A 23,027-nucleotide genomic window follows, 5' to 3' on the forward strand; every position below is an offset into this window, starting at 1 on the left:
GCCACCCCCACGGAGATGATCTTCCGGAGATCTCGCTCACACCGCCCCGCCGCACCCCGGTGATAGAAAAGGGACCGTCGCGCCGGACCGGCCAGGGAGATCGACGGTACGTCAGCAGTGCAGTGCCGTCCGGCACGACCGCGGCCGGACCGGGGCGCCGTCCCCGCCCCCGCAGCAAGAGAGCACATGAACACTCAGCACACCGCAACCGCCTGCCCGTTCGCCCTCGACCCGGCCGCGTCCGACATCCACGGCGAGGCGGCCCGGCTGCGCGCCCTCGGGCCCGCGGCGCGCGTCGAGCTGCCCGGTGGTGTACAGGCCTGGTCGGTGACCGACCCCGCCCTCGCCAAGCAGCTGCTCACCGACGCCCGCGTCTCCAAGGACGCCCACCGGCACTGGCCCGCCTACATCGACGGCGAGATCCCCGAGACGTGGCCACTGCGCATCTGGGTGGACGTGCGCAACGCGCTCACCGCCTACGGCGACGAGCACACCCGGTTGCGCCGCCTGATCGGCACCGCTTTCGGACCGCGCCGCGTACGGGCCCTCGCCCCGGCCATCGAGGAGATCACCGCCGAACTCCTGGACGCGCTCGCCCCGGACGAGGAGGGCGTGACCGACCTGCGCGCCGGGTTCGCCTGGCTGCTGCCGCTGCGCGTCGTCAACACCCTGCTCGGCGTGCCCGATGTGATGCACGACGCCTTCCGTGCAGCGGTCGGCAGCCTCTTCGACACCGGCGCCTCCGAGGAGGAGGCGGTGGCCAACGCGCAGGCGGTGTACGGGCTGCTGACCGAGCTCGTCGCCGTCAAGCGGGAGACCCCGGGCGACGACGTGACGAGCGTGCTCATCGAGGCGCGCGACGACGAGACCGGCACCCGGCTGAGCGAACAGGAGCTTCTCGACAGCCTGTTGCTGCTCATCGGTGCCGGGCACGAGACGACCGTCAACCTCCTCGACCACGCGGTCGTCAACCTGCTCACCCACCCCGGCCAGCTGGCCCTGGTCCGCGAGGGGCGGGCCGGCTGGGCGGATGTCATCGAGGAGACGCTGCGGCACCAGGCGCCGGTGGCGACCATCCTGCCGCGCTTCGCGGTCGAGGACATCCCCCTCCCGGAGTCCGGCGTGACCATCCGCCGGGGCGAGATGATCGTCGTGAACTTCGCCGCCATCGGGCGGGACCCGGGCGTGCACGGCGCGGACGCCGACCGCTTCGACATCGTCCGGCCGGGCCGCCGCGAGCACCTGTCCTTCGGCCACGGCACGCACTACTGCCTGGGCGCGGAACTGGCCCGGCTGGAGGCCCGGATCGCCCTGCCGGCGCTCTTCGAGCGGTTCCCGGACCTGGCGCTCGCGGTGCCGGCGGAGGAGCTGCGGCCGCTGGAGTCGTTCATCTCCAACGGCCACCGCACGCTGCCGGTCCGCACGGCCGGGGCGGTCAGGGGCTGACCGCGTCGAAGCCGTAGCGCAGCGGCTCGGCGGTGACCCGCAGGTCGCGGCGGTAGACGTACAGCGCCGCGACCTGCACGGCGGGGCCGGTGGCCGGCGGGTTCTCGACGGCGCACGGCCGGGTGACCTGGACGACACCGGGCCGGTCCGCCACCCGGATCCGCAGGCCGTCGGCGGGCCCGCCGTCGAGGACCGCCGTCTCCCACACCGTCACACCGTCCTGAGTCATGATCGACACCGTACTTCAGCACTTACGCAAGTGAGCAATCGCCGTACATGCAACCCCAGGGGCCGGGCATGCGTCCGTGAACAGTACAGACGTAGCACCGACAGAAGGCAGGACCATCACCATGGGCATCCTCGGCTGGATCATTCTGGGGCTGCTGGCAGGCGCGATCGCAAAGATCCTGCTTCCCGGCCGCGACCCGGGCGGCTTCATCGGCACCACGCTCATCGGCATCGCGGGAGCGTTCGTCGGCGGCTGGCTGTCCGCCAAGTTCCTCCACAAGCCCATCGCCAAGCACTTCTTCGACGCGCCCACCTGGGGTGCGGCGATCGTCGGCTCGCTGGTGCTGCTGATCGGCTACCGGCTCCTCTTCGGGAACTCACGGGACTGAGCGACCCCCGGTTCGCGCACACTTCACCCGATCGCGTGGTTTCGGGCGGATCATACGCAAAACACACCCGGCGTCCCCCAGCCTGGGGGGCGTGGCGCGCGAAGAGTACGCGATCGACGTGGACCGGCTACTGGCGTTCGCCGACGCGGTGATCGCCATCGCCATCACCCTGCTGGCACTCGAACTCCATGTGCCCGACGGCCTCCCTGCGGTGGAGCTCGGTCACGCCCTGCACGAACTGCTGACAAAGGTGTATGCCTATCTGCTCACGTTCATCGTGATCAGCCTGCTGTGGCTCGCGCACCACAGGCTGTTCGGCATGGTCGCCGCGCTCGACCGCACCATGGTGCACCTGGAGCTCGGCCTGCTGGCCGTCATCGCCGCGCTGCCGTTCCCGACCCGGCTGATCAGCGAGTACGGCCAAACTGTCGCCGCCACAGCCGTCTACAGCGGCACCCTCGCGACGGCCTCCACCCTGTTGACCGTCATGTCCCTGCGCCTGCTGGCCCCGGGGCCGCTGCGCGCACCCGCAGTGACGCAACAGCAGGTGAAGCAGACCGTGTTCGTCAGCGCCACGCTGGCCACCGTGTTCGCCACATCGGTTCTGCTGGCCTTCGCTTCACCCACCCTTGCCAAGTACTGGCTGTGGCTGGCCTTCCTCGTGCGTGCACGGCCCCGCTTCAGGCGAGCAGCCACGTGATGAGCGACAGCGTGCCGAACGACAGCAGTGTCGACCACACGACGGCGTCCCTGGCCACGTCGGTGCGCAGCCGGTACTCGGCGGCGTAGACGAACGCGTTCTGCGCCGTCGGCAGGCCGGCGCACAGGGTGACGGCCAGCAGTGCGTGCCGGTCCAGGCCGAAGGCCCAGCGGCCGAGTGCGTAGGCGGCTGCGGGCTGTACGGCGACCTTCAGGGCGACGAGGACGAGGCGCTCGGCGAGACCCTTGATGTCCGGCACCAGCCGGGTGTTGAGGGACATGCCGAGTGCGAACAGTGCAGTGGGCACTCCGGCGCCGCCGATCATGTGCAGCGGCTGGACGACGACTCCGGGCAGCCGCCAGCCCGCCGCGGAGACGGCCACGCCTGCCGCGGCGGACCCGATGACCGGGTTGCGCAGCGGCAGTTGGAGCAGGCGCCGCCGGCGGCCCGGTGCGCTCCGATGGGCGTCGAGTTCGATGATCACCATGATCAGTGGTGTGACGACCAGCATCTGGAAGACGGCCGCGGCGGCGATGAACGAGGTGTCCCCCAGCACTCCGAGCGCCACGGGGATACCGAGGTTGGCCGAGTTGACGTAGGACGCGGCCATGGCGTTCACGGCCCGGTCGGCCGGGCGCATCGGCCAGAGCAGCCGGCAGAGCAGCAGTGCTGCCGCGAACACCAGCAGCAGGCTGAGCGCGAAGACGGCGACCCCGGGGTCCGCGACCTTGTGCAGAGGTGCCTGCGAGAGGGTGAGGAACAGCAGCGCCGGCATCGCGCAGGTGAAGGCGAAGCGGGCGAGCACGGGCTGGGCCCGGGGGCCGAGGACTCCGGTGCGTCCTGCTCCCCAACCCGCCGCCGTCACGGCCCAGATGGGTATGAAACCCGATATGACCGATTGCACAACACCCCGCCCATTCGCCCGACGTCCATGATCCACTGCCCACAGTTGCATGCATGCTTTACCGAATCCACGAAAGCCGTGTGCAACTGCGCGGTCCGGCACGGGTAGATCTCCCCCCTTGCACCGGACGACAGGGGGAGATGCATGTGAAACGGCGGGACCGGCTGCGGTACTGGTTCGACAGCACGATGGACCGCGGCACACCGGCCCTGATCGGCTGGCTGGCGCTCGCCTCCGTGGTGCTGATCGCCGTCACCGCCACGCTCGTCGTGCTGTTCACCGACACGGACACCGAGCGCAACGGCGGCTGGCTGGGCGTGGCCTGGATGAGCCTGCTGCGCGCCCTGGACCCCGGCACCATGGGCAGCGACACCGGAACCCCGGTGTTCCTGGGGCTGATGCTGCTGGTGACGGTGGGCGGCATCTTCATCGTCAGTGCCCTCATCGGTGTGCTGACCACGGGCCTGGACCATCGGATCCAGCAGCTGCGCAAGGGCCGTTCACGGCTTCTGGAGCGCGGGCACACGGTCGTGCTGGGCTGGTCGGAGCAGATCTTCACGGTGGTCGAGGAACTCGTCGAGGCCAACCAGAGCGAGCGCCGCTCGTGCGTGGCCGTCCTGGCGGACCGCGACAAGGTCGACATGGAGGAGCAGATCCGGATGCGCGTCCCCGACACGGGCCGCACCAAGGTGATCTGCCGGTCCGGCAATCCGCTCAAGCAGGACGACCTGGAGCTGGTCAGTCCGGACACCGCCAAGTCCGTCATGGTCCTGCCTGCTTTCGGGCCGGACAGCGACACGACGGTCATCAAGATACTGCTGGTGCTCAACAACAGGCCCTGGGCCAAGGCCCGTCCGCCCGTGGTGGCCGCGGTGCAGGACTCGGGGAACCTGGCGGCCGCCCGGCTCGCCGCGGGTCCGAGCGGCCTGGTCATCGACGCCGACGACCTCGCCGTGCGCCTGGTGGTGCAGTCGCACCGGCAGACGGGGCTGTCGACGGTGTGGAACGAGCTGCTGAGCTTCTACGGCAACGAGTTCTACATCCACCGCGCTCCCACGCTCACCGGCACGACCTACGGCGACGCACTGAACCGCTACCAACTGGGCGTCCCCGTGGGCCTGCACCGCGGCGACGGCCGGATACTGGTCAACCCGCCGATGGACACGGTCATCGCCGCGGACGACAGGGTCGTCGTGGTGGCCGAGGACGACGCGCTCATCAAGCTCGCCCACTCCGCTCCCCCGGTCGTCGAGCCGGCCGTCGTCGAGCCCTCCAGGCGGCCGCCGAAGCCCGGCCGGACGCTGCTGATCGGCTGGAACGCCCGCGCCGCGAAGGTCATCGAAATGCTGGACCGCTTCGCCCTGCCCGGTTCCGTCCTCGACGTCGCCTCGCCCGCCCGCCCCGCCGGGCTCGGGGACATCGCGACCGTGAACCTCACCGTCGGACACAAGCCCTGCCAACCCACCGGCCGGCAGCCGCTGGAGGACCTGGGCCCCGGCGGCTACCAGCACATCATCGTGCTCTCGGACGATGCCACCGACCCCGAACACGCCGACAACCGCACCCTGGTGACGCTGCTCCACCTGCGGGACATCGAAGTCGGCCTGGGCGACCCGTACTCGATCGTCTCGGAGATGAACCACGACAACAACCGCGAGGTGGCCCAGGTCACCAAGGCCGACGACTTCATCGTCAGCACCAAGCTGGTCAGCCTGCTGCTGACCCAGCTCTCCGAGGACGTCGACGTGTACGCCCTCATCAGTGCGCTCTTCGACCCCGAGGGGGCGGAGATCTACCTCAAGCCGGCCGGCGACTATCTCCGGCCGGGTGCCCCGGCCACCTTCGCCACCGCCGTCGAGGCGGCCCGGCGGCGCGGGGAGACCGCCATCGGCTACCGGCTCGGCCGCGACCGCGACGTACCGCCCTCCTACGGCATCCGCCTCAACCCGCCGAAGGCCGCGCCGCTCACCCTGCACGAGCACGACCAGCTGGTCGTCCTCGCCGGTCAGGAGTAGCCGGACCCGGGGGCCGGTGGCACGCTGAACGTATGGGCCGGCCCAACGAGGAGGTCGAGGCGCTGCTGCAGGAGTACGCGGATCTCGTCGCGATCTCCGGCGGCGACGCCTTCAAGGCGCGCGCCTACGAGAAGGCCGCCCGGTCCATCGGTGGCCACCCGACGGACGTCTCCACGCTCGACGTCAAGGGCCTGCAGGAGATCCCCAACGTCGGCAAGTCGATCGCCGAGAAGGTCGTGGAGTACCTGAGCACGGGCCGGGTCACGGCCCTGGAGGAGACCCGGGCGTCGATTCCGGCCGGGGTCCGGGCGCTGCTCACCATCCCGACGCTCGGGCCCAGGAAGGCGATGACCCTCTACGAGGAGCTCCAGGTCTCCTCCGTGGAGCAGCTGCTCGACGCCGTCCACGAGCAACGGCTGCGCGATCTGAAGGGGTTCGGGGAGAAGACCGAGGCGAACATCCTGCACGGCATCGCGCTGATGCAGAAGGCCGGCAAGCGGATCCTGATCAGCGCCGCCATGGACGTCGCGGACCAGGTGGTCGCGGACCTGTCGCAGGTGGAGGGGTGCGAGGGGTGCGCGTACGCGGGGTCGCTGCGGCGGATGCAGGAGACCATCGGGGACATCGACGTGCTGGTGGCCGCCGATGCGTCCGGCCCCTTCATGGAGGCGTTCAGCAGTCTCCCGTACGCCGCGGAGGTCGTCGCGAGCGGCCGGAAGAAGACGTCCATCCGCACCACCAAGGGCCTCCAGGTCGACCTGCGGGTGCTGCCGCCGGACGCCTGGGGCGGCGGTCTGCTGTATTTCACGGGCTCGAAGGCCCACAACATCCGCATCCGGGAGATGGCTATCCGGCAGGGCTACAAGCTCTCCGAGTACGGGCTCTTCCATGCCAAGAGCGGCCGGAAGGCGGTGTCCGCGACCGAGGAGGAGATCTACGCGAAGCTGGGTCTCCCGTGGATTCCGCCGACGCTGAGGGAGGACCGCGGCGAGATCGCCGCAGCCCTGAAGGGCGAGCTGCCCGAGGTGATCCAGGAGGAGGACGTCCGGGGGGACCTCCACACGCACACCGACCTCACCGACGGGCTCGCGCCCCTGGAGGACATGATCACGGCGGCCGCCGCCCGCGGGTACGCGTACTACGCCGTCACCGACCACGCGCCGAACCTGTACATGCAACGCATGACGGACCAGAAGATCCTGGCCCAGCGGGAACAGGTGCGGGCACTGGACGGCAAGCACCGGAAGATGCGGCTGCTGCACGGCACGGAACTCAACATCGGGCCGGAGGGCGACCTGGACTGGCCGGACGACTTCCTGGCCGGCTTCGACCTGTGCGTGGCCTCCGTCCACTCCCACTTCAACCAGACCCGGGACGAACTGACCCGTCGGCTGATCCGTGCCTGCGAGAACCCCCACGTGGCGATCATCGGCCACCCCACGGCCCGGCAGATCGGCAAACGCCCCGGCATCGACGCCGACTTCGACGAGGTCTTCGCGGCCTGCGCCCGCACCGGCACGGCACTGGAGATCAACTCCCATCCCCAGCGGCTGGACCTGTGCGACGAGGACATCCTGCGCGCCAAGCGGTACGGCGTGAAGTTCGCCGTGAGCACGGATGCCCATTCGGTGACGCATCTGCCCTATATGCGCTATGGGGTGGGCACGGCGCAGCGGGGCTGGCTGACGAAGGACGATGTGATCAACACCTGGCCCCTGCAGCGGCTCCGGCGCTTCCTGGCCGGGCCGCGTACATGATCATTGACCAGGAATTCACCCTTCAGGCCCTGTTCACAGGCCAGTTCATGAGCTGTCATGAACGCAACACCCCGGAAACCTCCGGGTCTTCATCGTGCGGAGCCCCCCCATGAACTCCCTGCGCCGTTTCTCGGCCTCGGCAGCATGCCTGCTTCTCCCGGCCGCCGGCCTGATCCTCACCAGTGGCACGGCCCACGCCGCCGGTGCCTCCACGTGCAGCCAGTCGCGACTGCCGCTGCCCGACCCGTCCTGCCAGCCGGGTGCCTTCAACCCGGACGTCACCCAGGACACGATCAACTCGACGATCTGCGTCTCGGGCTGGACGAAGACCGTCCGCCCGCCGGCCTCGTACACCAACGCGCTCAAGGCGCGGCAGATCACGGAGTACGGGTACAACGACACCGACCTCTCCGACTACGAAGAGGACCACTTCGTCCCGCTGGAGCTGGGCGGTGCGCCCAGGGACCCCAAGAACCTGTGGCCCGAGCCCCGTTACGGCGACGTGCAGGCCGGTGACAAGGACCAGGTGGAGAACAAGCTCAAGAAGGCCGTCTGCGACGGCAGCGTCACCCTCGACGCCGCCCGCAACGCCATCGTCACCGACTGGACGACGGCCCTGGCGAACCTCGGTCTGGAGTGACGGAAGAGTGACGGAAAGGGCCCTCCGGGACGGGGAGTTGCGTCCTGGAGGGCCCTGGCCCTTTCACTCGACCGCCCTACCCGAGGGCGATGCCCTGCTGCAGTGCCCGGCCCGCCCGGATCTCCTCGGCGGACAGCGTGACCGTCCCGTCGGGGTCCGGTCCCGGTTCCAGCTGGGTGCGTCCCGCCGCGTCGCTCAGCTTCAGCAGCAGGGCGACCAGCAGCCAGTTGGCGAGCATCGACGAACCGCCCTGCGCGAGGAACGGCAGGGCCTTGCCCGTGAGCGGGATGAGGCCGCTGGCGCCTCCGGCCACCACGAAGACCTGCAGCACGAGCGCGGCCGACAGGCCCGCCGCCAGCAGCTTGCCGAAGGGGTCGGTGAGCACCAGGGCGGTGCGCAGCCCGCGTTCGGCGAGCAGGGCGTACACCAGCAGGAGCGCCAGCACGCCTGCCGCGCCCAGCTCCTCGCCGACGGTGGTGAGGATGAAGTCGCTGCGGCCCGCGAAACCGATCAGCCACGGGTAGCCCTGGCCGAGGCCGGAACCGAGGACGCCGCCGCTGCCGAAGCTGAACATCGCCTGGGCGCCCTGCTCGGAGATCAGGCCGGGCGGCGGATGGGGCAGGTAGATGTCCATCGGGTGCAGCCAGGCGACCACCCGGCCGTGCACATGCGGTTCCATCGAGCCGACGACCCCGGCGCCGACGGTCGCCAGCAGCAGGCCGATGACCACCCAACTGGTGCGTTCGGTGGCCACGTAGAGCATCACCACGAAGATCCCGAAGAAGATCAGCGAGGTGCCCAGGTCGCGCTCGAAGATCAGCACCAGCAGGCTGGCGGCCCAGATGGCCACGACCGGGCCGAGGTTGCGGCCGCGCGGCAGGTACATCCCCAGCACCCGGCGGCTGGCGAGGGCGAGCGCATCGCGCTGGACCGTCAGATAGCCGGCGAAGAAGATCGTGATGACGAGCTTGGTGAACTCGTCCGGCTCGAAGGAGAATCCGCCCAGCCGGATCCAGCGCTTGGCCCCGTAGGTGTCGCCGGGGAAGAACGCCGGGGCCGCCAGCAGCACCAGTGCGCCCGCCATGAGCACATAGGTGTAGCGCTGCAGGATGCGGTGGTGCTTGAGCCCGACCGTCACGGCGATGAAGGCCGCGACGCCGATGCACAGCCACATCACCTGGCCGCCGGCGACGGGTACGGACTTGTACTTGGCGGCGTACGAGATGTCCAGCCGGTGCAGCAGCACCAGGCCGAGCCCGCTGAGGAACACCGCCAGGGGCAGGATGAGGGGGTCCGCGTAGGGGGCGAAGCGCCGCACGGCGAGGTGGGCCAGCACGGCGACCGCGCCGAGCCCGCACACCTGCAGGGCGAACGCGCCGGGCAGTCCCCCGTGCAGGGCGCATTCCGCGTCGGCGTCCGCGAACGCGGCGGTCAGCACGGCGAAGAGCACCAGCACCAGCTCGGTGTTCCGGCGGCGCCGCGCCCCGCCGGCCCCGGCGCCCGTGGGCACCCGTCGTGCTCCGGGCAGGCCCCGGCCCGGCCTGAGGTCAGTCAACACAGGGAATTCCCCCCATTTTCACGGTCGGTCCCGCCTGATTGTCGTCCGATGCGGACGGGGACGGGCTCGGGTCCGGCGAGGAGTCCCCCGCAGGGGCGGTGGACTGTCCGGCGGACGGGCTCGGCGACGGCGACGGCGTCCCGCCGGACCTGGCGTCGGCGCTGCCGTCGGACGGCGTGGGAGAGGGGGACGGGGCCTGGCCGGTGGCCGCCTGCACGATCTCCTTGACCTTATCGGGGTCGACGAGGTTCACGTCCTCCCCCGCGCGCGTGGCGAACCCGGTGATGGGCAGCGTGTGGAAGTCCACCTTGCCGCCGGTGAGGCTGGGGACCTGCTGCATGAAGTCCAGGACGTCCCAGGAGCTGTCGAGCACGACGTCCTTCTTGACGGTGTTGAACAGGCCCTGGAGCTTGCCGAGATCGCTCCAGACGCCCTGCGACTTCAGCTTGTGGGTGACGGACGACAGAAATGCCTGCTGGCGGTGGGTGCGGTCCAGGTCGCCGTTGTCGAGGCCGTGCCGCTGGCGGACGAAGGCCAGTGCCTGCCGGGGGTTGAGCTCCTGCAGGCCGGCGGGGAAGTCGGCGCCGGAGTACTTGTCCTTCACCGGGTGGTTGAGGCAGACCTGGATGGGCTGGAGCACCTTGGCGATGTCGTAGAAGCCCAGCAGGTTGACCTCGGCGAAGTGGTCGATCGGGACGCCGAGGAAGTTCTGCACGGTCGCCAGCGTGGCCTCGCGGCCCGCCTCGCGGCTGCGGTGTTCCAGGTCGGCGCCCTTGACGCCCTCCGCGTCGAGTTTCTCCCGCTCCTTCGTGTAGGCGATGGAGTAGGCCTCCTTGATCTTGAAGTGCCCCTGGGCGGAGCCGTCCCCGTTGAGGGTCTGCACATAGTCGTCCCGCGGGACGGAGAAGGCGGTGGCCCGGCCGCCGTCCGCGGGTATGTGCATCAGGATCAGGGTGTTGGTGTTGTAGTAGCCGATCTCGCTCGATCCTGCGTGCAGTTCGTCCTGGACGAACTCCTTCGGCAGGTCGTTGCCGTCCATGTCCTTGCGGGAGTCCAGGCCGATCAGCAGCAGGTTGACCGAGTTGTCCAGATGCTTGGGCGCACGCTTGCGGACGGCGTCCAGCGCGTCGGACGTCTTCAGCCCGTTGGTCAGCGAATGGTGTGCGAACCAGCCGACGCCGCTGACCGCGAGCACGGCCGAGGAGACGGCGCACACCACGAAGCGGGCGGCCACGACGGACCGGGACGTCTTCCGTTTCGTACTCCGGGCGCCCCGCCCCTGCTCACCCTTGTGCTCGGACATCGCCGCTCCTCCCACGACGGCGGGAGCGGACGGAGCGCACCCCCACAACGATCAGCACGGCAATCTCCGCGGCCGCCATCGCCGGAAACGCGTCCACGGCCCAGCGCACCGCTTCGGCCGGCAGCGCCGCGCCCTTGCCGGTGGACGTGCCCGTGACGAGCGCCACAGCCATCGTCACCGCGGCGGCCACCGGGGGCGGCGCGGGGACCACCCACCACAGCTGGGCCGGGCGGACGGCCGACGCCGCCCAGACGGCGGCCAGCACCAGCCCTGCGGCGAAGCCCCAGCCCACGTGCGGCCCGGCGGCCCGGTCCGCGCAGGCGCCCAGCACCGGCAGCAGGGGGGCGATCAGCAGCGCGCGGCGGACGGGCCGCGCGCCCTTGCAGGCGCGGTGCGCCCCCCGTCCCCGCGGTCCGGCGGGCGGTCCGCCGGACCGCGGCGCCGGGATCGTTCCCGGATCGGCCGAGGTCACCCTGGGATTGGTCACGGTCACACCCCCACGCTCAGGCCGGGATCGCCCGGCGACGACTAAGACGGTCGTCTGCGAGACTTGGTGCGGCACACTTCGATTGCATACTTGCGCAACTTAGCAAACTACTGCGCCGCCGTGTGCCCCGCACCCCTTCTCACCAGCAATGGAGCGGAAAAACACAGTGCCGCCGCACGGGGAACGTGCGGCGGCAGCTCGGTGCGACGGGGTCAGGAGACGTTGACGGCCGTCCAGGCGGCACCGACGGTCTGGTACTCGGTGCTGTCGGTGCCGTACAGGTCTCCCGCGGCCTGCAGGGTCGCCTGGCGGGCGGCCGCGTAGTCCGTGCTGGAGGTGAAGTACGTGGTCAGCGCCTTGTACCAGATGGCCAGCGCCTTGTCCCGGCCGATGCCGGTGACGGTGGAGCCGTCGGCGGTGGGGCTGTTGTAGCTCACCCCGTTGATCGTCTTCGCGCCGCTGCCCTCGGCGAGCAGGTAGAAGAAGTGGTTGGCGATGCCGGACGAGTAGTGCACGTCCACGTTGCCGGCGTCCGCGCTCCAGTAGTCCAGCGAGGAGCCGTCCTTGCTGGGCTGGTCCATGTAGCGCAGCGGGCTGCCGTCGCCGTTGATGTTGATCTGCTCGCCGATGAGGTAGTTGCCGGGGTTGTTGGCGTTGTGGGCGAAGAACTCGACGCCGGTGCCCATGATGTCGCTGGTCGCCTCGTTCAGGCCGCCGGACTCACCGCTGTAGGTCAGGCCCGCCGTGGCCGAGGTCACGCCGTGCGTCATCTCGTGCCCGACCACGTCGAGCGAGGTGAGCGGGTGGGTGTTGCTCTGGCCGTCGCCGTAGGTCATGCAGAAGCAGGAGTCGTCCCAGAACGCGTTCACATAGTTCTGGCCGTAGTGGACGCGGGAGTAGGAGGCGACGCCGTCGTTGCGGATGCCGCTGCGCCCGAAGGTCTGCTTGTAGAAGTCCCAGGTCTCCTGCGCACCGTAGTGCGCGTCCACGGCGGCGCTCTGGCTGTTGCTCGCGCTGCCGTTGCCCCAGACGTCGGAGGAGTTGGTGAACAGCGTGCCGCTGCCGGAGGTGCCGCCGCGCAGGTTCGTGGTCTTGTGGCCGCCGCGGGTGGTGTCGTACAGCTGGAAGGAGCTGCCGCTCTGCGTCGTGGTGATGTTCACCTTGCCGCTGTAGACACCGGTGCCGGTGCCGGTCTCGATGCCGTCGAAGGAGTACAGCTTCTTCCCGGTGGTGGCGTCGGTGATCACGTGCAACTGGCTGGGGGTGCCGTCCTTCTGGACGCCCGTGACCACGGACTCCCAGGCCAGGACCGGCGTGCCGGAGGCGGCCCAGACGACCTTGCGCACATTGTTCTTCACCGGGGCGGCGAGCTTCTCGTCCGAGGCGTGCGCCATCGCCTTGTTCTCCGCGACGGAGGCGGAGACCTTCGGGGTGGTGCTGGGGACGGCGATCTTGTGCGAGGTCGCCTTGGTGACGCTGTGCTTCGTGCCCTTGGCGTGCACGACGAGGTCGCCGCCGAGGACGGGCAGCCCGGCGTACGTGCGCTCGTAGCGGGTGTGCACGGTGCCGTCGGTGTCCTTGACGACGTCCTTGACCACCAGGCGCTCCTGCGACCCCAGTCCCAGCGAGCGGGCGGTGGTTGCCGCACCGTCCTTGGCCGCCGATATCAGCGCGGCGTGCTGGGCGGGGGACGGCTGGGCGGTCGCAGCGTGCCGCGCGATGCTCGGATCGGCGTCGGCGATCCCGGCCTGGGCGCCCAGCGCCACCATGGCAGCCGTGGCGACGAAGGCGGCGCTCATGCGCGTACGGCGGGACGTGCTTGCGACGTGGGGGGTGGATCTCACACGAACTCCTCTGACCCGGCCGCCTGTTGACGGCCTGCTCTGACCCGGCGACGGGATGCCGGCGGGGTGGTGCCTGTCCTGCGTTCGGTGGGGTACTCGCGCACGTTCGCCACCGGGCGGCCCCAAGGGGCGTCCGGGGTCTGCGGTGCGAGTGGGGTGAGCTTGCCATCGAACAGGTGTTGTTGACAGGTCCACGAGGAAAAACTTGGTCGTGAGTTGACCGATCAGAGCGAGAAAGTGTCCGTTATCCGGAATGAGGAAGCGGAGTCCACCATTTCCCGTCGACTCTCATGACCGGCCCGTCACCGACCGTGTGCGCGGGGGCCGCGGGCCGCGGGGACGAGGGAGCCCGCCGCCTTGAGCGTGTGGACGACGGGGGCGGTCTCCAGGGTGCGGATCTCCTCGAGCGCGCCGAGGCGCCGGGTGAGGTAGCGGTGCAGGTCGGCCGGGTCCGAACACAGGGCGTGGGCCAGGAGGTTGGTGGGGCCGGTGGTGGCGGCGACGACGGCGAGTTCGGGGTGCGAGGCGAGGACGCCGGCGACGGCATCGAGGTGGGCGGGCGGGACGGACATCCACAGCAGGGCCTGGGTGCCGGCCCCGAGGGCGCGCGGCTCGATCTCCACGTCGAGGAACAGCGCGCCGTGGGCGCGCAGTTCGGCCAGCCGGCGCGCCACCGTGGCCTGGGACCGGCCGGTGGCGGCGGCGAGTTCGGCGTGTCCGGCCCGGCCGTCGTGGCGCAGGGCACCGATCAGGTCACGGTCGGCCTGCGTCAGCGGCGACCCGTCGCCGCCCTGGGCTGCGCGCTCCGGTGCGAGGCGCGCCTGCTGCTCGCCGGTGAGGGCTTGCAGGCGCCCTCGCCATGCGGTGGGGCCGCCGAGGTAGGTGTGGAGCATGCAGTGGGCCGAGACCGCGGTGATGCCCGCCTTGCGGGGTATGTCGCGCAGCAGCAGCGCGCGGGAGAACTCCGTGTCGTGCGGGGCATGGACGACGGCGAAGACCTCCGTGCCGCCCGACGTCAGCTTGACCCACGAGGTGTCGGGCCGCCGGGCCAGCGCATGGGCCAGGTGCTCGGTGGCCGCCGGAGCCGTGGTGAGCCGGAGAGTCCACTGGGCCTGCCCGGCCCGGTGCGGATCGGGCAGCCCGACCACGCGCAGCCCCGCCTCGGTGCGCAGCCTCCGGTAGCGGCGCGCCACGGTCTGCGTGGAGACGCCGAGCACCTCCGCGATGCGGCTGAAGGGCGCCCGGCCGTCGATGTGCAGGGCGTGGACCAGAGCGCGGTCCAGGTCGTCGAGCATGAGCACTTTTCCTCGTCACATCGTCATGGGTGGAAGAAATCATCCAGGATCCCGGTCCGGCTGGAAACCGAAATACCGGCCGCGCAGGCTGGGTTTCGCGCGCCGCAGGGCGCACGGACGACCGGGAAGGGCACGTGAGCAATGCAGGTGAAGGACCATGCAGCACCCACGGTGGCGGTCTGGCGGTGGCGATGGGCCGCGCTGGCCGCGCTGTTGACCGCCGAGGCGATGAATCTGCTGGACGCCACGGTCGTCCAGGTCGCGGCGCCCGTGATCCGCGCCGACCTCGGCGGGGCCGACTCCGTCGTCCAGTGGGTCAGTGCCGCCTACACCCTGCCGTTCGCCGCGCTGCTGATCACGGGCGGCCGGCTCGGTGACGCGCTCGGCCGCAGGCGGGTGTTCGTGGCGGGGACGGCCGTCTTCGCCCTCGCATCGGTGGCCTGCGCCCTCGCGCCGTCGACAGGGGTGCTGCTCGCCGCACGGGCCGTCCAGGGCACGGCGGCCGCGCTGGTGATCCCGCAGACCTTCGGGCTGATCAAGGCGATGTTCGCGGGGCCCGAACTGGCCCGTGCGCTGGGCTCGATCGGGCCGGTCATGGGCCTGGCCGCGGTGTGCGGCCCCGTCCTCGGCTCCGTGCTCACGCACGCCGACCTGTGCGGCTCCTCGTGGCGGGCGGCGTTCCTCGTCAACGTGCCATTGGCCGCGGCCGTGCTGGCCGCGGCGCCGCTGCTGCGCGAGGACCGGGCGGCGCAGCGGCCGCGTCCGGACCTGCCGGGCACGGGACTTGCGGTCCTGGGCACGGCGCTCGTCGTGCATCCGCTCATCGCCTGCGGTGCGGCCGGCCTGCCGGCCCGGGGTGCGGCCGAGCTGTTCTCCGGCGCGCTGGTGCTCGTGGTGTTCGCACTGCAGCAGCGGCGCGGTGCCCGGAGGGGCCGCAGTCCGCTGGTCGAGCCGTCGTTGTTCCGCGGCCGGGGCTTTCCCGCCGCGCTGGTGCTCTCGGCGCTGTTCTTCGCCGTGGTCAACGGCCTGACGTCGGTCGTGGTCCTGCAGCTGCAACTGGGCCTGGGCAGCGGCGTGCTGGCCGCCGGGCTGAGCCTGCTGCCGTGGTCCTGCGCGCTGGCCGCCGCCTCCTGGGCGGCGGGGGCGCACCTGGTGCCGCGGCACGGCGCCCGGGTGATGTTCGCCGGTCTCGCGGTGCTGCTGGCCGGGCTGTTGGGCGCGCTCGCCGCCTATCACGCCGCCCGGCCGGGCGGTTACCCGTGGCCGCTGCTCGTCGCGCTGGCCGTGGGCGGGGCAGGGAACGGGCTCTTCACCGTCCCGTTCTTCACGGCCGCCCTGTCGCGGGTCCGCCCGCACGAGACGGGCTCGGCGGCCGGACTGCTCAACGCCGTCCAGCAGTTCGGCGGCACCCTCGGCATCGCCCTTCTCGGCTCGGTCTTCTTCCGCGCGCTGTCCACCGGCGCACCGGGGGCCGCTTCGCTCGTGGGGGCCCGGCACGCCTTCCTGCTCGCGGCCGGGCTCCTCGTCGCGGCGACCGTCGCAGCGGCCGTCCTCTACGCGGACGGGCGTTCCCGGCCCGTCCCATCAGGAGCGGAGGCCGATACCGTCATGTGACGCACGGCAGCAAGAGTGCCTCGCGCGACAGGTGGTGCAGCGTTCCGGACACTCGGCCTCCGATTGCATCAAGGAGGCGCATCGTTTCTCCACAAGCAAACACATGTTCATCAGAAGTTTCCCTATCGTCTGTGCTCGTTCCGTCACTCAGCGAACGCACAAGAGGGGGCTCACTTCCATGGACGCTCTGCGGCACCTCGCCGCCCACCTGGGACTCGATCTCGCGGCCGTCTGCCTGCTGACCTTCGGCATCTACTATCCGCGCCACCGCCGCCGCGACCTCGTCCCGGCCTATCTCGCCCTGAACATCGGCCTGTTCACCGTCGTCTCCGCGTTCGCCGCCGTCGGCGGCCGCGGCGGCACGGCGCTGGGCCTCGGCCTGTTCGGCGTGCTCTCGATCGTCCGGCTCCGCTCCGACGCCGTACAGCACGAGGAGGTCGCGTACTACTTCACCACGCTCGTACTCGGCCTCCTCTGCGGGCTGCCGCACCTGGAGTTCGGCCTGACCGCCGGACTCACCGCCGTCCTGCTGCTGGTGGTCTACACAGCCGACCACCCCCGCCTCCTGGCCCGCTCCCGCCGCAGCCTGGTCACCCTGGACACCGTCCACGACGACCCCGCCGCGCTGCGCGCCGACCTCGCCCGGCGGCTGGGCGAGCCGCTGCACTGGACGGTCATGGAAGTCGACTTCGTCCGCGACCTGACCGTCGTCGACGTCCGCTACCGCGAACCCCTCCCGCAGCAGGACACCCCCGGCACCCGCAGCACCGCCGAGCCCGCGCGCCGTTCGACGCCCGCCTGGGAGACCGTGTGACCACCGTCGCGCAGACCCGTCCCGAACCGGCCGCCGTCCACGGCATCCGGACCGCCGCACACGCCGCCGACCCCATCACCCTCGCCGAACTCAACGAACGGGCCGAACTCCTGGCCCGCTTCGACAACAGCTACCTCGTCCCCACGGAGATCTTCCTGCGGCTGGCCCAGCGGCTGACGGACCCCCGGCGCCCCGGCGGCCCCTTCCGCGCCCTGACGATCGACGGCCGACGCGCCTTCCGCTACCACTCCGTCTACTACGACACCCCCGGACTCCGCTCCTTCCACGACCACCGACAGGGCCGCCGCCTGCGGTTCAAGATCCGCGAGCGGGTGTACGAGGACTCCGGGGAGCGGCAGTTCGAGATCAAGCTCAAGGGACGCCGCGGCGACACCGTCAAACACCGCCGCCCCCTCACCGGCACCTCCACCCCGCTCGACGCCGGCCACCGCTCCTTCCTCGCCGACACCCTGCACCACGCCTACGGCATCGACTCCCCCACGGCACTGGCCCCTTCGCTCAGCACCGACTACCTGCGCGCGACCCTGGTGGCCGACGGCGAACGCATCACCTGCGACGCCGGGCTCGTCTGCCACGACCTGCGCGCACAGCGGACCGTGCGCTGCGACGCGGGCCTGGTCCTCGTCGAGACGAAGACCGCCGGCCACCTCACCGAGGCCGACCTGCTGTTGCACTCCTACGGCGTGCGGCCGGCGGTCTTCACCAAATACTGCGGAGCCCTGGCGGCCCTGCGCCCCGCCCTGCCCGCCAACCGCTGGCGGCGCGCGGCACGCAGAGCCTTCGGCGACGGCGCCGGCTGAGCCCGCGGCGCCGTCACCAGGTGACCGGCAGCTCCAGGGGATAGCGCCAGATCGAGTTCGTGTTCCACCGCACCTCCGAGGCCGGCACGGCCAGCTTCAGCCCGGGGAAACGCTTGATCAGCGTGCTGAACGCCACCTGGAGCTCCATGGCGGCGAGCGGGGCGCCGAGGCAGTGGTGCGAGCCCCAGCCGAAGGTCATGTGCGCCGGCTTCGGCCGGTCGAGGTCCAGCTCATGGGGCCGGTCGAACTTCTCGGCGTCACGGTTGGCCGTCAGGTAGGAGACGTGCACGATGTCGCCCGCCTTGATCTTCACCCCGCTCAGCTCCACGTCCTCCGTGGCCACCCGCGGAATCCCGACGCCCTTGCGGAACGGGATGAAGCGCAGCAGTTCCTCGATCGCCTGCGGCAGCGTGTCCGGATGCTCGCGCAGCCGCGCGAAGAGCTCGGGGCGGCTGAGCAGGGTGTAGGAGATGTTGCCCAGCTCGTAGGAGGTGGTGTCCTGGCCCGTGATGAGCAGGACCATGGCCATGACGGTCAGTTCCTGGTCGTCGAGGAGATCGTCCCCGTCCCGCGCCTGGGCCAGGGTGCTGATCAGGTCGTCGCCTGGATTGGCCCGCCGCTCGGCCGTCAACTCGGCGAAGTAGGCGCGCAGTTCGGCCTTGGAACGCTTGGCGTCCTCGCGACCGCTGGCCCCGATGCGCATCATCGTCCAGGCGTGGGAGCGCAGTTGCGTCCGCTCCGCCTCGGGGATGTCCAGGACCTCGCAGATCGTCGTCATGGGCAGCGGCGACGTCATGTGCTGGACGAGATCGGCCGGGGAGCCGCTCGCCTCCAGGCCGTCGAGCAGGTCGTCGACGACGTGCTGGGTGCGCTCCCGCATGCGGTCCACGTGCTGCGGCGCGAAGCCCTTGGCGATCAGGCTGCGCAGGCGGCTGCTGGCCGGCGGGTCCATCACATTGATCGCCTCGGGCTGGATGATCGGCTCGGGCGTCATGCGCGGATAGTCCAGGCCGACGACGGCGCTGCGGCTGAAGCGGCGGTCCGTGGTGACCGTGCGCACGTCCTCGTAGCCGGTGACGAGCCAGGCCTCGCCCTCGCCGTAGGGCATGCGGATGCGGGAGACGGGTTCCTCCGTCATCAGCTGCTTGAGCTGCGGGTCGAATTCGAGGCCGTCGGCGAAGTCGAAGGGACAGGTCCTAACGGTGGCGCCGGGTTCCATTGCAGGTACTCCAGTTCCAGTGCATCCGGGCGAGGGGGCGAGGACATTCCGGCAGACCAAGGCCGGATGTCGCATGAATACCCAGCGCCCCGCCCCGGGACGTACCCAGGCGCCCGAATTAGCCCAAACAGGTGTCCGCCGCGCTCACCAAGCCCCTTGCCCGCTAGCCCGGATGGCCCCCTTCGACCCCGGGGCCGCGATCCGGCCGTGCTTCGATCTGGTCTTGGAGGTGCATGCGTTGGCTTCCTCCCCCTCGTGGCCGAGGGGGATTCCTACGGCTCGCGCCGTGGGGCTTCCTGCTTCGCCGCCGACTGCCCCGTCCGGGAGGTCTCCCGTTGAGGTCTTACACCGGCTCCACAGGCCGACACCGCCAGCCCGGCGGCCTTGAGGTTGCGTGCCGCGTTCACGTCCCGGTCATGGGTCATTGCGCAGCTGCCACACGTCCACGTGCGGATGTTCAGCGGCATCCGTCCGTTCAGGGTGCCGCAGGCGGAGCACAGTCTGGAGGAGGGGAACCAGCGGTCGATCGCGATCACCTCGCGGCCGTACCACTGGGCCTTGTACTCCAGCATGCTCCGGAACTCCCGCCAGGCCGCATCCGATATCGCCCTGGCCAGCGTGTTGTTCTTCAGCATGTTGCGGACGGACAGGTCCTCGATCACGAGCGTTTGGTTCTCACGCACGAGCCGAGTGGTGACCTTGTGCAGGACATCCCGCCTGCGGTCGGCGATCCGGGCATGGATACGGGCCACCCTGCGCCTGGCCTTGGCCCGGTTGGCGCCGTTGCCCCTGGCCTTGCGGGCAAGCGCCCGCTGGGCCCTGGCGAGCCGGGCCCGGTCACGCCGTTCGTGCCGGGGGTTGGCGATCTTCTCCCCGGTGGACAAAGTGAGCAGGTGCTCCAGCCCGGCATCGATGCCGACCACCGTGCCCGTTTCCGGGAGCGGCCTCACCGCCGGGTCCTCGCACAGCAGGGAGACGAACCAGCGCCCAGCCGTATCCTGCGAGACCGTCACCGTCGAAGGCTTCACTCCCCCGGGCAGAGGACGGGACCACATGATCGCCAACGGCTCGGCCATCTTCGCCAGGGTGAGCCGGCCGTCCCGGAACCGGAACGCACTCGTGGTGTACTCGGCGGACCTGCGCGATTTCTTCCGCGACTTGAAACGCGGGTACCCGGCCCGTCTGGCGAAAAAGCCGGTGAACGCCGCCTGGAGATGCCGCAGCGCCTGCTGGAGCGGGACGGAGGAAACCTCGTTGAGGTAGGCCAGCTCCTCCGTCTTCTTCCACGCGGTCAGCATCGTCGACGTGGCGTTGTAGTTCACCCGCTCGGCGCGCAGCACCCACGCCTCGGTCCGGGCAGCGAGCGCCATGTTGTAGACCTTGCGCACACACCCGAACGTACGGAGCAGCTCCGCCGCCTGCGTATCGGTCGGGTAGAAGCGGTACTTGAACGCCCGCTTCACATGATCGACCACAACTCACAACCTAGCAGGGCAACTTGTAACTCCGTGCGGGTTTGCTGGAAGTGGACGCCGTTCCACCCCGACAGCGAAACGGCCTTCCCTGTCCCGCTTCGCAGGAGTCCGATCCCTCCCCGGCCTGTACGCCGGGGCTCCCTCGGAGGACTTTGATGACCGCAGAGCGCGAGCAGAAGACCGGCCCCCGACCGTCCATAGCCAGGAGAAACATCCTGGCCGCCGCCGCGGCGGCACCCGTCCTGGCGGGGGCGGGGGCGCATACCGCCCACGCCGTGCCGCCCCCTCACCGGCGTCGGGCAGGTGTGCCGCTGATCGAACCGGTCAGCACCACCGAGGCGGACTGGAAGGGCGTCGCCAGGGCACTGGGCCGCGGCGGCAGCCTGATGCGCAAGACGGTCTTCCGGACCGGCTTCGCCCGCACCGACCTGCATGTCGTCTCCCGCGACGTCGAGGTCACCGCCGGACTCGCCCTCGGCTCGCACGCGGCCTTCATCCGTTATTCCGACGGCAGCACGCTGATGATGGGCGACATCGTCTCCACCGAGGACGAACTCCAGCGCATGCTCGACACCATGCACGCGCACGGGATCCGGCAGACGGCCATCCACAAGCACCTGCTCGCCCACAGTCCGGACATGTGGTGGACGCACGTCCACGGGCACAGCAAGGACGCGACGGCCCTCGCCGCCGGCCTGCGCGAGGCGCTGGACTGCACCGGCACCCCGCCCGGGGTGCCCCCGTCGAAGACACCGCCGCCCGTCGACCTGGACACCGCGGGGATCGACCGGGCGCTCCGCGCCAAGGGCTCCAACGACCAGGGCATCTACAAATGCGTCTTCGCCCGCCGCGAGCGGATCAGCGACGGCGGCCTGCTGCTGCCCGCGGGTTCCGGAGCGACCTCGGCGTTCAACTTCCAGCCCCTCTCCCACGGACGGGCCGCGCTCAACGGCGACTTCGCAATGATCGCCGAGGAGGTCCACGATGTCCTCAAGGCACTGCGCAAGGGCGGCATCGAGATCGTCGAGCTCCACAACCACGGGCTGACGGACGAACCCCGGCTGTTCTTCACCCACTTGTGGGCCGTGGACGACGCCGTGAAGATCGCCAAGGCGCTGCGCACCGCGCTGGACTGCACCAACGTCACCCCGACGAGCATCAAGGCGCCGAACTGACGGACGTGCGGCGGGTGTTCAGTTCGCGGCATCGGGCTTGTGCCCGAGCTTCCCCTTCAACAGCAGTGACGCCACGCGCCCGTCATCGATCATGAACGGACGGGCGCGCGGCGCGTCCACGCTCTCCGCGCGGGACGAGCCGGGGAGGAGACCGAGGAGTGCGGCGGCACCGAGGGTCATGACAGCAGTGGGGTGCATGAACTACCTCTTATCCGGTGATCGGTCTGGACACTTCACCTTTGCCTCTGCCCTCGCCCGTCCGCCCGCATGCGCTGTGTCCCTCGTACGGGGCGGTAGGGGAACGGAGTGCCGGTCAGCGGCTCCAGTCCACGATCAGTCTCTTCCCCTCGACGGTGACGACCGTGCCGAACTCGGCACAGGCGCGGGTGAACCGGTCCCTGATCCATTCCCATTCGCCGCCGCTCGCAGGCACCGTGCGGCAGTAGTCCAGGTACAGCGGCAGCGCCTCCAGGCGCACCGGCCGGTGGGAGGCCGGGTCCGGGCCGTCCAGGGTGACGAGGAACAGCAGGCCGAGGTCGTTGCGCAGCCGGGAGTCGACGGCGTAGTCGTCGACGAAGTCGCCCATGTCGTAGATCACGCGGTCGGCGACGCCGTGGAAGACGTGTGCGGAGTGCCCGGCGATCAGTGTCGCCCCGGCCTGCTGCAGCACCGGTACCGCGTCCCGTACGCGGGGCGGCGGTTTGGAGGTCATGTTGGGGCCCCAGTGCGGGGTGACCAGTACGACGTCCGCCTCCGTGGACGCCTGCCGCACGAGGTCGGTGAGCCAGCCGGGGACACCGCGGCGGAGGTCCGCGAAGGAGACGCCCGCACGGTCGTCCTGGGCGGCGTAGTCGTCCGGGTGGTCGGTGACGCCGACCACGGCCAGCCGGACGCCGCCCGTCTCCAGTACGGCGTACGCGCGGGCGGCCGCCAGGTCCGGGCCGGCGCCCACCGTGCGGACGCCGGCCCGGGTGAGCAACTGCGTGGTGTCCGCCAGGGCGTCGTAGCCGAAGTCCAGCGCGTGGTTGTTGGCGAGCGTCACGCAGTCGACGCCGAGCTGCGCGAGGACGTCCGCGGCGTCCGGCGGGGCGCGGAAGAAGAAGGGCTTGCCGGGAGCCGGCCAGGGCTCGCCGCGGCCGGAGATGCAGCACTCCAGGTTCAGGACGCACAGGTCGGCCTCGGCGAGCACGGCTCTGACCTCGTCGGACAGGATGGCCTCCGGGCGCGGCGAGAGGTCGAGCTGCTCCGCCACGCTGCGGCCCAGCATGGTGTCGCCGGCCAATGCCACTGTGATCGCCACCGGTGGGCCGCCTTCCGTCCGTTCTGCTCGTTGCCTATCACGG

Annotated in this window: 21 protein-coding genes; 10 read left to right on the forward strand and 11 right to left on the reverse strand. The window is 70.6% G+C overall.

Annotation, left to right across the window (positions count from 1 at the left end):
- Window positions 1-186: 186 nt before the first annotated feature.
- Window positions 187-1,446: a cytochrome P450 family protein gene (locus HG542_RS28880; protein ID WP_171086546.1), complete on the forward strand. Its 1,260-nt coding sequence runs from the start codon at window positions 187-189 to the stop codon at window positions 1,444-1,446.
- Here HG542_RS28880 and HG542_RS28885 read toward each other — a convergent pair.
- Complete coding sequence (locus tag HG542_RS28885) at window positions 1,436-1,675, reverse strand: hypothetical protein (RefSeq protein ID WP_171086548.1); 240 nt, start codon at window positions 1,673-1,675, stop codon at window positions 1,436-1,438. The two genes, HG542_RS28880 and HG542_RS28885, sit on opposite strands and share 11 nt — an antisense overlap.
- 121 nt (window positions 1,676-1,796) lie before the next feature.
- On the opposite strand from HG542_RS28885, the gene HG542_RS28890 reads away from it, so the two are divergent.
- Window positions 1,797-2,063: a GlsB/YeaQ/YmgE family stress response membrane protein gene (locus HG542_RS28890; protein ID WP_171086550.1), complete on the forward strand. Its 267-nt coding sequence runs from the start codon at window positions 1,797-1,799 to the stop codon at window positions 2,061-2,063.
- A gap of 91 nt (window positions 2,064-2,154) precedes the next feature.
- Window positions 2,155-2,763: a TMEM175 family protein gene (locus HG542_RS28895; protein WP_171086552.1), complete on the forward strand. Its 609-nt coding sequence runs from the start codon at window positions 2,155-2,157 to the stop codon at window positions 2,761-2,763.
- On the opposite strand, the gene HG542_RS28900 is transcribed toward HG542_RS28895, so the two are convergent.
- Entirely contained in the window at window positions 2,744-3,718 is a 975-nt protein-coding gene (locus tag HG542_RS28900) for an AEC family transporter (protein WP_171086554.1), read from the reverse strand. The genes HG542_RS28895 and HG542_RS28900 overlap by 20 nt on opposite strands.
- Window positions 3,719-3,813: 95 nt before the next feature.
- Here HG542_RS28900 and HG542_RS28905 point away from each other — a divergent pair, with 95 nt between their 5' ends.
- From HG542_RS28905 to HG542_RS28915, 3 genes are all read left to right on the forward strand, one after another.
- Window positions 3,814-5,682, forward strand: a complete 1,869-nt coding sequence (locus HG542_RS28905; protein ID WP_229922475.1) for a CASTOR/POLLUX-related putative ion channel — start codon at window positions 3,814-3,816, stop codon at window positions 5,680-5,682.
- 32 nt (window positions 5,683-5,714) lie between these two features.
- A complete protein-coding gene (gene polX / locus HG542_RS28910) occupies window positions 5,715-7,439 on the forward strand; it encodes a DNA polymerase/3'-5' exonuclease PolX (protein ID WP_171086559.1) in 1,725 nt (574 codons plus the stop codon).
- Window positions 7,440-7,548: 109 nt separating this feature from the next.
- Window positions 7,549-8,079, forward strand: coding sequence for a hypothetical protein (locus HG542_RS28915; RefSeq protein WP_171086561.1), 531 nt, complete (start codon window positions 7,549-7,551; stop codon window positions 8,077-8,079).
- A 76-nt stretch (window positions 8,080-8,155) separates the two neighbouring features.
- On the opposite strand, the gene HG542_RS28920 is transcribed toward HG542_RS28915, so the two are convergent.
- The 5 genes from HG542_RS28920 to HG542_RS28940 form a co-directional block, all read right to left on the reverse strand.
- A complete protein-coding gene (locus HG542_RS28920) occupies window positions 8,156-9,589 on the reverse strand; it encodes an FtsW/RodA/SpoVE family cell cycle protein (RefSeq protein WP_171086562.1) in 1,434 nt (477 codons plus the stop codon).
- Between the two features lie 37 nt (window positions 9,590-9,626).
- On the reverse strand, window positions 9,627-10,940 hold the full coding sequence (locus HG542_RS28925; RefSeq protein WP_171086564.1) for an LCP family protein: 1,314 nt from the start codon (window positions 10,938-10,940) through the stop codon (window positions 9,627-9,629).
- Complete coding sequence (locus HG542_RS28930; RefSeq protein WP_171086566.1) at window positions 10,921-11,427, reverse strand: DUF6542 domain-containing protein; 507 nt, start codon at window positions 11,425-11,427, stop codon at window positions 10,921-10,923. Before HG542_RS28930 ends, HG542_RS28925 begins: the two co-directional genes overlap by 20 nt.
- 212 nt (window positions 11,428-11,639) lie before the next feature.
- On the reverse strand, window positions 11,640-13,226 hold the full coding sequence (locus HG542_RS28935) for a M4 family metallopeptidase (RefSeq protein ID WP_171086596.1): 1,587 nt from the start codon (window positions 13,224-13,226) through the stop codon (window positions 11,640-11,642).
- Between the two features lie 347 nt (window positions 13,227-13,573).
- Window positions 13,574-14,566, reverse strand: coding sequence for an Lrp/AsnC family transcriptional regulator (locus tag HG542_RS28940; RefSeq protein ID WP_171086567.1), 993 nt, complete (start codon window positions 14,564-14,566; stop codon window positions 13,574-13,576).
- Window positions 14,567-14,713: 147 nt separating this feature from the next.
- Between HG542_RS28940 and HG542_RS28945 the strand changes: the two genes are divergently transcribed.
- From HG542_RS28945 to HG542_RS28955, 3 genes are all read left to right on the forward strand, one after another.
- Window positions 14,714-16,180, forward strand: coding sequence for an MFS transporter (locus tag HG542_RS28945; protein ID WP_229922474.1), 1,467 nt, complete (start codon window positions 14,714-14,716; stop codon window positions 16,178-16,180).
- 178 nt (window positions 16,181-16,358) lie between these two features.
- A complete protein-coding gene (locus HG542_RS28950; protein WP_171086573.1) occupies window positions 16,359-16,994 on the forward strand; it encodes a DUF4956 domain-containing protein in 636 nt (211 codons plus the stop codon).
- On the forward strand, window positions 16,991-17,815 hold the full coding sequence (locus tag HG542_RS28955; protein ID WP_229922473.1) for a polyphosphate polymerase domain-containing protein: 825 nt from the start codon (window positions 16,991-16,993) through the stop codon (window positions 17,813-17,815). Before HG542_RS28950 ends, HG542_RS28955 begins: the two co-directional genes overlap by 4 nt.
- A 13-nt stretch (window positions 17,816-17,828) precedes the next feature.
- Here the strand turns inward: HG542_RS28955 and HG542_RS28960 are convergent, their stop codons facing one another.
- Complete coding sequence (locus HG542_RS28960) at window positions 17,829-19,034, reverse strand: cytochrome P450 (protein ID WP_171086575.1); 1,206 nt, start codon at window positions 19,032-19,034, stop codon at window positions 17,829-17,831.
- Between the two features lie 272 nt (window positions 19,035-19,306).
- Window positions 19,307-20,509 (reverse strand): RNA-guided endonuclease InsQ/TnpB family protein, encoded by a 1,203-nt coding sequence (locus HG542_RS28965; RefSeq protein ID WP_171086577.1) that lies wholly within the window; start codon window positions 20,507-20,509, stop codon window positions 19,307-19,309.
- A gap of 155 nt (window positions 20,510-20,664) precedes the next feature.
- On the opposite strand from HG542_RS28965, the gene HG542_RS28970 reads away from it, so the two are divergent.
- Window positions 20,665-21,684: a DUF1259 domain-containing protein gene (locus HG542_RS28970; protein WP_171086578.1), complete on the forward strand. Its 1,020-nt coding sequence runs from the start codon at window positions 20,665-20,667 to the stop codon at window positions 21,682-21,684.
- An 18-nt stretch (window positions 21,685-21,702) separates the two neighbouring features.
- On the opposite strand, the gene HG542_RS28975 is transcribed toward HG542_RS28970, so the two are convergent.
- Complete coding sequence (locus HG542_RS28975) at window positions 21,703-21,882, reverse strand: hypothetical protein (RefSeq protein ID WP_171086579.1); 180 nt, start codon at window positions 21,880-21,882, stop codon at window positions 21,703-21,705.
- A gap of 115 nt (window positions 21,883-21,997) precedes the next feature.
- Window positions 21,998-22,984, reverse strand: coding sequence for a CapA family protein (locus HG542_RS28980; RefSeq protein ID WP_171086580.1), 987 nt, complete (start codon window positions 22,982-22,984; stop codon window positions 21,998-22,000).
- Window positions 22,985-23,027: the final 43 nt, after the last annotated feature.

It is taken from the genome of Streptomyces morookaense, from assembly GCF_013030945.1.
In the GTDB taxonomy this organism is placed as follows: domain Bacteria; phylum Actinomycetota; class Actinomycetes; order Streptomycetales; family Streptomycetaceae; genus Streptomyces; species Streptomyces morookaensis.

What these genes read in the sequence shown, in the direction of transcription:
- HG542_RS28880 (WP_171086546.1), top strand. Translation starts at nt 187, where the DNA reads ATGAACACTCAGCACACCGCAACCGCCTGCCCGTTCGCCCTCGACCCG.
- HG542_RS28885 (WP_171086548.1), bottom strand. Translation starts at nt 1,675, where the DNA reads ATGACTCAGGACGGTGTGACGGTGTGGGAGACGGCGGTCCTCGACGGC.
- HG542_RS28890 (WP_171086550.1), top strand. Translation starts at nt 1,797, where the DNA reads ATGGGCATCCTCGGCTGGATCATTCTGGGGCTGCTGGCAGGCGCGATC.
- HG542_RS28900 (WP_171086554.1), bottom strand. Translation starts at nt 3,718, where the DNA reads ATGCAACTGTGGGCAGTGGATCATGGACGTCGGGCGAATGGGCGGGGT.
- polX (WP_171086559.1), top strand. Translation starts at nt 5,715, where the DNA reads ATGGGCCGGCCCAACGAGGAGGTCGAGGCGCTGCTGCAGGAGTACGCG.
- HG542_RS28915 (WP_171086561.1), top strand. Translation starts at nt 7,549, where the DNA reads ATGAACTCCCTGCGCCGTTTCTCGGCCTCGGCAGCATGCCTGCTTCTC.
- HG542_RS28925 (WP_171086564.1), bottom strand. Translation starts at nt 10,940, where the DNA reads ATGTCCGAGCACAAGGGTGAGCAGGGGCGGGGCGCCCGGAGTACGAAA.
- HG542_RS28935 (WP_171086596.1), bottom strand. Translation starts at nt 13,226, where the DNA reads ATGAGCGCCGCCTTCGTCGCCACGGCTGCCATGGTGGCGCTGGGCGCC.
- HG542_RS28940 (WP_171086567.1), bottom strand. Translation starts at nt 14,566, where the DNA reads ATGCTCGACGACCTGGACCGCGCTCTGGTCCACGCCCTGCACATCGAC.
- HG542_RS28950 (WP_171086573.1), top strand. Translation starts at nt 16,359, where the DNA reads ATGGACGCTCTGCGGCACCTCGCCGCCCACCTGGGACTCGATCTCGCG.
- HG542_RS28960 (WP_171086575.1), bottom strand. Translation starts at nt 19,034, where the DNA reads ATGGAACCCGGCGCCACCGTTAGGACCTGTCCCTTCGACTTCGCCGAC.
- HG542_RS28970 (WP_171086578.1), top strand. Translation starts at nt 20,665, where the DNA reads ATGACCGCAGAGCGCGAGCAGAAGACCGGCCCCCGACCGTCCATAGCC.
- HG542_RS28975 (WP_171086579.1), bottom strand. Translation starts at nt 21,882, where the DNA reads ATGCACCCCACTGCTGTCATGACCCTCGGTGCCGCCGCACTCCTCGGT.